The organism is Nocardia cyriacigeorgica (genome assembly GCF_029868385.1).
Classification (GTDB): Bacteria; Actinomycetota; Actinomycetes; order Mycobacteriales; family Mycobacteriaceae; genus Nocardia; species Nocardia cyriacigeorgica_F.
Genome location: NZ_JARWNX010000052.1, coordinates 75,896 through 84,490, shown reverse-complemented (window position 1 = coordinate 84,490; position 8,595 = coordinate 75,896). Strand labels below are relative to the sequence as shown.

Annotated in this window: 1 protein-coding gene; it reads left to right on the top strand. The window is 69.3% G+C overall.

Features of this window, described 5'->3' with window-relative positions:
- On the top strand, positions 1-8,458 hold an 8,458-nt coding region (locus QH168_RS16635), incomplete at its 5' end, for an amino acid adenylation domain-containing protein (protein WP_432421115.1).
- Between the last annotated feature and the right edge of the window lie 137 nt (positions 8,459-8,595).

Below are 8,595 nucleotides of genomic sequence, written 5' to 3'. Positions count from 1 at the left end.
GGTGGCGTTGGTGGTGTCGACGTCGCTGGGTGATCAGTTGGTGGCTTATGTGGTGCCCGCGCCTGGTCACGGTATTGATCAGGCGGGGTTGCTGGCGGCTGTTTCCGAGTCGCTGCCTGCGTATATGGTGCCCGCGACGATTGTCGCGTTGGACGCTTTCCCGTTGAACCCGAGCGGGAAGCTGGATCGTAAAGCGTTGCCGGAACCGGTATTCGAATCCCGTACGTTCCGCGCACCGTCGACGCCGGTGGAGGAGATCGTCGCGGGGGTCTTCGGCGAGGTGCTCGGCGTCGGCCGGGTCGGCGCCGATGACGACTTCTTCGCGCTCGGCGGCAATTCGCTCATCGCGACGCAGGCGGTGTCACGGCTCGGTGCCGCACTCGGTGTGCGGGTGCCGGTGCGGGCGCTGTTCGAGACGCCCGCCGTCGGTGCGCTGGCGGCCGCGGTCGAATCGCAGACCCACGGTCGCCGGACGGTCGCGCTCGGCAGTATCGAACGCCCGCGGCAACTGCCGCTGTCGTTGGCGCAGCGACGCATGTGGTTCCTCAACCGCTTCGACCAGGACACCGCCCTCGGTGCGGCGGCCTACAACCTGCCGTTCGCCCTGCGATTGACCGGCGCGCTCGACGTCGACGCACTCCGCGCCGCCCTGACCGATGTGATTGCGCGGCACGAGGTCCTGCGGACGGTCTACCCGGAAAGCCCGGACGGTCCGGTGCAGGTGGTACTCCCACCGCACGACGGTGCCCCCGTGCTGAGCGTGCGCTCGGTGGACGAGGCCGAGGTACCGGACGCGGTGTACGCGCTGGCTTCCACGCCGTTCGATGTGACCGAAGAGGTTCCCCTGCGGGCTGTGCTGCTGCGCGTGCGAGATGCGGGCGCGTACAACGAGGGCGTCGCCGGTGGAACATGGCCGACCCGAACCCGGCCGGAGGAGGGTGTCGATCCGGCGCCCGCCTCGGCAACGCGGCTGCGTACCGGTGGACCGATCAACGGCGCCGACGCGACTGCCGACGAAGCCGGGCATTCGGTGCGCAGGTCGCCCGAAACGGGGGAAAGACAGGCCGATGGTGCGGAGGACGCCACCGTGGGAGCTGCGGAGGCGCTGAGTTGGGACGTCGGCGGGCGCCACGGGCAGCGCGTCGGTGCGACCGGCGGTGCGGATGAGGCCGGGGCCGACGAGGCCGTTGGGCACTCACGCCTGGCCGATGAACAGACCTCGGGGCGGCTCACCGGTGGTGGGCGGCCGGGTACCTATGTGCTCGCGGTGGTGGTGCATCACATCGCCGGTGACGCGTCGTCGATGGCGCCGCTCGTACGCGATGTGATGGTCGCGTATGCCGCGCGGGTGGCGGGCGTTGCGCCCGGATGGGAACCGTTGCCCGTCCAGTATGCGGATTACGCGCTGTGGCAGCGGGAAGTGCTCGGTGCCGAAGACGATGCGGATTCGGTTGCCGCGCAGCAGATCGCGTTCTGGCGTGCACAGCTGTCCGGGTTGCCGGATGTGCTCGAGCTTCCCGCGGATCGGCCGCGACCGGCGGTCGCATCGATGGCGGGCGGTCGGGTGCCGATCGACATCGACGCGGAAACCCACGCCGGGCTGGTCGCGTTGGCGCGTGCGCACAACGCCACGCTGTTCATGGTGGTGCATACGGCGTTCGCGGTGCTGCTTGCCCGATTGTCGGCATCGGCCGATATCGCCATCGGCGCGCCGGTGGCCGGGCGTGGCGAACGTGAACTCGATGATCTGATCGGCATGTTCGTCAATACCGTGGTGTTCCGTACCCGGGTCACCGGCGGCGAATCGTTCACCGATCTGCTGGCGCGGCAGCGTGAATCCGATCTGCAAGCCTTCGCGCACGCCGATATTCCGTTCGAACGGCTGGTGGAGGTGCTCAACCCGCCGCGCTCGACCGCCCACCATCCGCTGTTCCAGGTCGGAATGTCGTTCCAGAATGTGGCGCGCGCGGAACTCGAACTGCCGGGCCTCGCGGTCGGCACCGTGGATGCGGATCTGGATGTCTCGCAATTCGATCTGCACCTGATCGTCGGCGACGGTTACGACTCCTCCGGCGCGGCCACCGGCATCGGCGGGTTCCTCACCTACGCCACGGACCTTTTCGACGAGGCCACCGTGCGCGGCTTCGCCGACCGTCTCACCCGCGTGCTCACCACGATCGTCGCGCGCCCGGACACCCTGGTCGGGGACATCGACCTGCTGGCCGCCGCCGAACGCGAACAGGTGACGCTCGACTGGAACGCCACCGAATACCCGCTCCCCGGCACACCGACCCTCGCCGCGCTCCTCGACGCGGCCGTCGCGACCCATCCGGAGCGGATCGCGATCGTCGCCGAACAGGTCGACGGGCTGGTCCCCACGCCCGGCCATTCACCGGCCTCGATTCGCGCTGTGGGCGTCGCCGACCAGTCACCTGAGGCCCATCAGGTGTCGGTCGGCGCTGCGAGCGAGGCTGATCGGCCGACGACGAGCAGCCGGTCGTCGGGTCGCGACGGGGCAGCGGCTGACCTGCTGCCCGGTCACCAACGTTCTACGCCGCGCTTGACCACCCTCACGTATCGCGCTCTGGATGAGCGGGTCAACCAGCTCGCTCGCTACCTCATCGCCCAGGGCGTCGGCCCGGAAACCCGTGTCGCACTGGCGCTGCGGCGGTCGGTGGATCTGGTCGTGGCGATGTATGCGGTCAGCCGCGCGGGCGGGGCCTACGTGCCGGTCGATCCGGATCAGCCCGCCGCGCGGACGAAGTACATCCTGGCGACAGCCGATCCGGTGTGCGTGCTCACCAACGCGGCTGCCGGATTCGGTTCTGCGACTGCGGGTGTGACCGCCGGGTTCGACGCGGCAACCGCTGATGCCGCCCCCGGGTCCGACTCGGCGACCAGCAATGCTGCGGCCGGGTTGGATACGGTGACTGCTGATGTTGCCGCCGGGTCTGACTCGGCGACTGCTGACGCTGCCTCCGGGTTCGGCGCGGCAACCCCTGAAATCGCCCTCGAGCTCGACGCGGCGGTTGCTGATGGCGTGGGCGACGCCGGACCGTTGACGGTGCCGGTGGTTTCGCTGGACGAACTCGATCTCGCGGCATTCGATGCGGCTCCGGTCACCGATGCGGACCGGGTGCTGCCATTGCGCGCGGACCACGCGGCGTATGTGATCTTCACGTCCGGTTCGACCGGCCGCCCCAAGGGCGTCGTCGTCCCGCATGGCGCCATTGTCAACCAATTGCGCTGGAAGACCGATGAATTCGGGCTCACGGCCGATGATGCCGTACTGCTGAAGACGGCCGCGACCTTCGATCTGTCGGTATGGGAGTTCTGGTCGGCCGCCGCGTGCGCCGGACGTCTGGTCGTCGCCGCGCCCGACGGACATCGCGACCCTGCCTATCTGGCGGAACTCATCGCCGACCAGGGTGTGACGACCCTTCATACGGTGCCGTCGATGCTCGATGCCCTGCTGACCGCTGGGCTGCCCGGCTCGCTGCGCCGGGTGCTCGCCATCGGCGAAGCTCTGCCCGGTGCGCTGGCGCAGCGCGTTCTGCGGGACCACCCGAGCATCGAGCTGTTCAATCTCTACGGCCCGACCGAAGCGGCCGTCTCCATCACCGCTCACCGCGTCACGACCGCGGATCAGGTATCGGTGCCCATCGGTGCGCCCGAATGGAACAGCCGCGCTTACGTCCTGGACGCGCGCCTGTATCCGGTCCCGCCGGGTGTCACCGGCGAGCTGTATCTCGCGGGCACCCAGCTGGCCCGCGCGTACATCGCCCGCCCGGACCTGACCGCCGAACGCTTCATCGCTGATCCGCTCGCCCCCGGCGCCCGCATGTACCGCACCGGCGATCTCGCCGCATGGACGTCGACCGGCGAACTGGAGTATCGGGGCCGCACCGACTTCCAGGTGAAGATCCGTGGTTTCCGCATCGAGCTGGGCGAGATCGAAGCGGCGCTGCTGTCGCTGCCCGGCATCGCCCAGGCGGCGGTCGTGGCGAACTCCGATGCCAGGACCGGCGACCGGCTGGTCGCCTATCTGGTGCCCGATCCGGGCGTCGGAATCGATGTGGCGGCGGTGGAGTCCGCGCTCGGTGCGGCGTTGCCCTCCTACATGGTGCCCTCGGCGTTCGTCGTGCTGGATGCATTGCCGCTCAACGTGAACGGCAAGCTGGACCGTAAGGCTCTGCCGGAGCCGGAGTTCGAGGCACGGGAGTTCCGCCCGCCGTCGACGCGGGTCGAGGAGATCGTGGCGGGTGTGTTCGCTGAGGTCCTCGGGGCCGAGCGGGTGGGCGCCGACGACGACTTCTTCGCGCTCGGCGGCAACTCACTGCTGGCGACGCGGGTCGCGGCACGGTTGGGTGCGGCATTGGATGCTCGGGTTCCGGTGCGCGCCTTGTTCGCTGCGTCGACAGTCGCGGGCCTGGCGGTCGAGTTGGCGCAGCACGCGGGCTCCGGGCATCGCGCGCTGATCCCGATGCCGCGTCCCGACGACATCCCGTTGTCGCTGGCGCAGCAGCGGATGTGGTTCCTCAACCAGTTCGATACCGCCTCATCGGTCTACAACATTCCCGCCGCCATCCGGCTGACCGGCGAGCTGGACGCCGACGCATTGGCGGCGGCGATCAACGATCTGGTGGCGCGCCACGAAATCCTGCGCACCACCTACCCGCAGACCGATGACGGTCCCGTGCAATCCATCGCCGACGCGGTGTCGATCGACCTCACCGCACGCCAGATCGCCGAGGATGAGGTCGCGGACGCGGTGCGCGATATCGTCGCCGCCGGATTCGATGTGACGCGCGAACTCCCGTTCCGCGCCGAACTATTGCGCATCTCCAGTACCGATCACGTGCTGGTGTTCGTCGCGCATCACATCAGCGCCGACGGCTGGTCCATGGGCCCGCTCACCCGCGATCTGATGCTCGCGTACGCGGCACGCAGCAGTGCGGTGGCACCGCAGTGGACTCCGCTGCCGGTGCAGTACGCCGATTACAGTCTGTGGCAGCGCGAAACCCTCGGTGACGAGGCCGATCCGGACAGCCTCATCGCCACCCAGACCGGCTACTGGCGCGAGCGGCTCGCCGGTCTGCGCGAGGAACTGCCGCTGCCCGCGGACCGTCCGCGCCCGGCCGCCGCGTCCTATCGCGGCGACACCTTCGCCATCGATCTCGACGCCGAACTGCACGCCGCACTGGAACGCGTTGCCGCCGAACACGATGCGACGCTGTTCATGGTGGTCCATGCGGCGCTGGCGGTGCTGCTCGCGCGGCTGTCCGGCACCACCGATATCGCGGTGGGCACCCCGGTGGCCGGTCGCGGTGCGGCCGAACTCGACGAGCTGATCGGCATGTTCGTCAATACGCTCGTCCTGCGCACCGAGGTGGATTCCGCCGCCGGTTTCGACGCCCTGTTGCGCGAGGTGCGCGGTGCGGATGTGGCGGCGTTCGGTCACGCCGATGTCCCGTTCGAGCGGTTGGTCGAACTGCTCGATCCGGTGCGTTCGGCCGCACGGCATCCGCTGTTCCAGGTGATGCTGACCTTCCAGAACCTCGACCGCACCGAACTCACCTTGCCCGGCCTCACCGTATCGGCGGTCGACCTCGACATCGCGGTCGCCAAGTTCGATCTCCAGCTCACCATTGCCGAGCAGCCGGATACCGCGGGGATGAGTGCGGTGTTCACCTACGCCACCGACCTGTTCGACGCAGCGACGGTGCGTTCGTTCGCCGACCGCTTCCAGCGGGTCCTCACCGCTGCGGCGGCCGATGCGAGCACCGTGGTGGGCGATATCGATCTGCTCACCGTCGGTGAGCGCGACCGCGTCCTGCACGCCTGGAACGCGCCCGGCGCATGGGTACCGGGTGCGACGCTGCCGGATCTCATCGCCGAACAGGCCTGGCGCCGTCCCGACGCCGTCGCCGTGCGCGCCGGTGGCGCCACGCTGACCTTTGCCGAGTTGCAGCGGCGCGCGAACCGGGTCGCCCGTGCCCTCATCGCGCGTGGCGCCGGACCGGAAGCGCTGGTGGCGGTCGCCGTCGAGCGCACCGAGGACCTGCCCGTCGCATTGCTCGGCGTGCTCGCGACGGGAGCCGCGTATCTGCCGGTCGACGCCACCTACCCGGCGCAGCGGCTCGAGTTCATACTCGACGACGCCGCCCCCGTCTGCGTTCTCACCACCGCGGGCGAACGCGATCGGGTCCCGGTGGGGGAGCGCCCGGTCGTGCTGCTCGAGGACACCGCCGAATATTCCGACGCCCGGATCGGTGACGCCGACCGCATCGCGCCGCTGCGCGCGGACAACCTCGCCTACGTCATCTACACCTCCGGTTCCACCGGTCTCCCCAAGGGCGTCGGCGTCACACACCGCAATGTGGTCGAACTGTTCGCCAATACCCAGCCGCTGTTCGGGTTCGGGCCGGGAGATGTGTGGACGCTGTTCCACTCCTACGCCTTCGATTTCTCGGTGTGGGAACTGTGGTGCGCGCTCACCCACGGCGGCAGTGTGGTGGTGGTCGACTACCTGACCTCGCGGTCACCGGAGTCGCTGCGCGAGTTGCTGATCCGCGAACAGGTGACGGTGCTGAACCAGACGCCGTCGGCGTTCTACCAGCTCGCCGAGGCCGACCGCGACGCCGACGGTGAACTGTCGCTGCGCTACGTGATATTCGGTGGTGAGGCGCTGGACTCGCGTCGGCTGGCCCGCTGGTACGAACGTCATGCGCTCGACGCGCCGCGATTGGTCAATATGTACGGCATCACCGAGACGACCGTGCACGTATCGTTCCTGTCGCTGGATGAGGACACCGCCGCGCGTCCTGGCCTGATCGGGCGTGCCATCGCCGGACTGGAGGCCCGTGTCCTCGATGACCGGCTGCATCCCGCGCCCGCGGGCGTGCCGGGCGGAATCCACATCACCGGCGCCCAGCTGACCCGCGGTTATCTCGGCCGCCCCGGTCTGACCGCCACCCGGTTCGTGGCCGATCCGTACGGTGCGCCGGGGGCGCGGATGTACCGCACCGGTGACGTCGGCCGCTGGCGCGACGCCCCCGCACCGGCCGCGCTGGAATACGTGGGTCGCAGCGATCAGCAGGTGCAGTTGCGCGGATTCCGCATCGAACTCGGCGAGATCGAAGCCGCCCTGCTGCGCTGCCACGGGGTCGGCCATGCCGTCGCCGTGGTTCGCGCCGATGCGGTCTCCGGCGATCGGCTCATCGGCTACCTCGTCCCCGCGCCGGGCCAGACGGTCGATCCGGCCCGACTGCGTGCCCAGGTGGGCGAATTCCTCACCGGCTATATGGTTCCCGACGTCTTCATGGTGCTCGATGCCCTCCCGCTGACCCCGAACGGCAAACTCGACCATCGCGCGCTGCCGGAACCGGAATTCGCGGGCGCGGCCGTCTACCGTGCCCCCGAGACCGAACTCCAGCGGGCGGTGGCCGGGGTCTTCGCCGATCTGCTCGGCGCCACCAGGGTCGGGCTCGATGACGATTTCTTCGGCCTCGGCGGCAATTCGCTGTTGGCCACCAAGGCCACGGCCCGGCTGCGCGCGGTCACCGGCGTCCCGGTGGCGGTGCAATGGTTCTTCACCGACGCCACTGTCGCCGGTTTGGCCGCCCGCCTGGCAACGCCCGCCCCGGAACTCGACGCCGGTACCGCGCTCGATGTGCTGCTGCCGCTGCGCGCCGAGGGCGAGGCGGAACCACTGTTCTGCATCCACCCCATGTACGGCCTGGCCTGGTCCTACGCCGGACTCGCCGGGCATATGCCGCCGGAGGTGCCGCTGTACGGGCTGCAATCGCCCGCCCTCTCCGATGACGGCGAACTGCCCGAGACGCTGGCCGAACTCGCGCATCGTTATCTGACCGAGATACGGACCGTCCAGCCGCACGGCCCGTACCGGCTGCTCGGCTGGTCCCTCGGTGGCGTGCTGGCCCATGCCATCGCCACCGGACTCCAGGCCGCGGGTGAGGAGGTCACGCTGCTGGCCATGCTCGACAGCCATCCCGACCCGGATGTCGCCGGATTCCACGCCGCCGTGCGCGAGGCGCTGGCCGAACTCGGTCTCGGCGCCGACCTGCTCGGTGCGGGCGATGATATCTACGACCTCACCGACGAGGCGTTGGCCACAGTGCACGCGATGATTCCGGCCGAACTGATCGCGCTCACCCCGCAACGGTTGCGCCGGGTCTATCGTGGCGCGGTGCGCTCGGCCGAGCTGATCGCCGGATACCGGCCCGGTGTCTTCGACGGCACCGTCGAGTACTTCAGCGCCGCTCTCGCGCATCCACGCCAGGTCACGGGGGCTCCGCGCGCCGAATACTGGCAGCCCTACGTCTCCGGCGCGGTGGTGGATCATCCGATTCCGGTGAGCCACGATCAGATGACCGCACCCGCCGCGCTGGAGGTGCTCGGCCCGCGCCTATATGCCCTGCTCCAGCCGCCCATCTGACCGATCGTGGCCGTGGCCGCCCGTTGCTTGCACGCGCGGGGGATAATCGGGCCCGGTAGTTCGTCGCCGAATCGATGAACCGCCGCGAACGGTAACGATCGGCACACGCCCACTCGATGCAGTGATGACGGCGTACT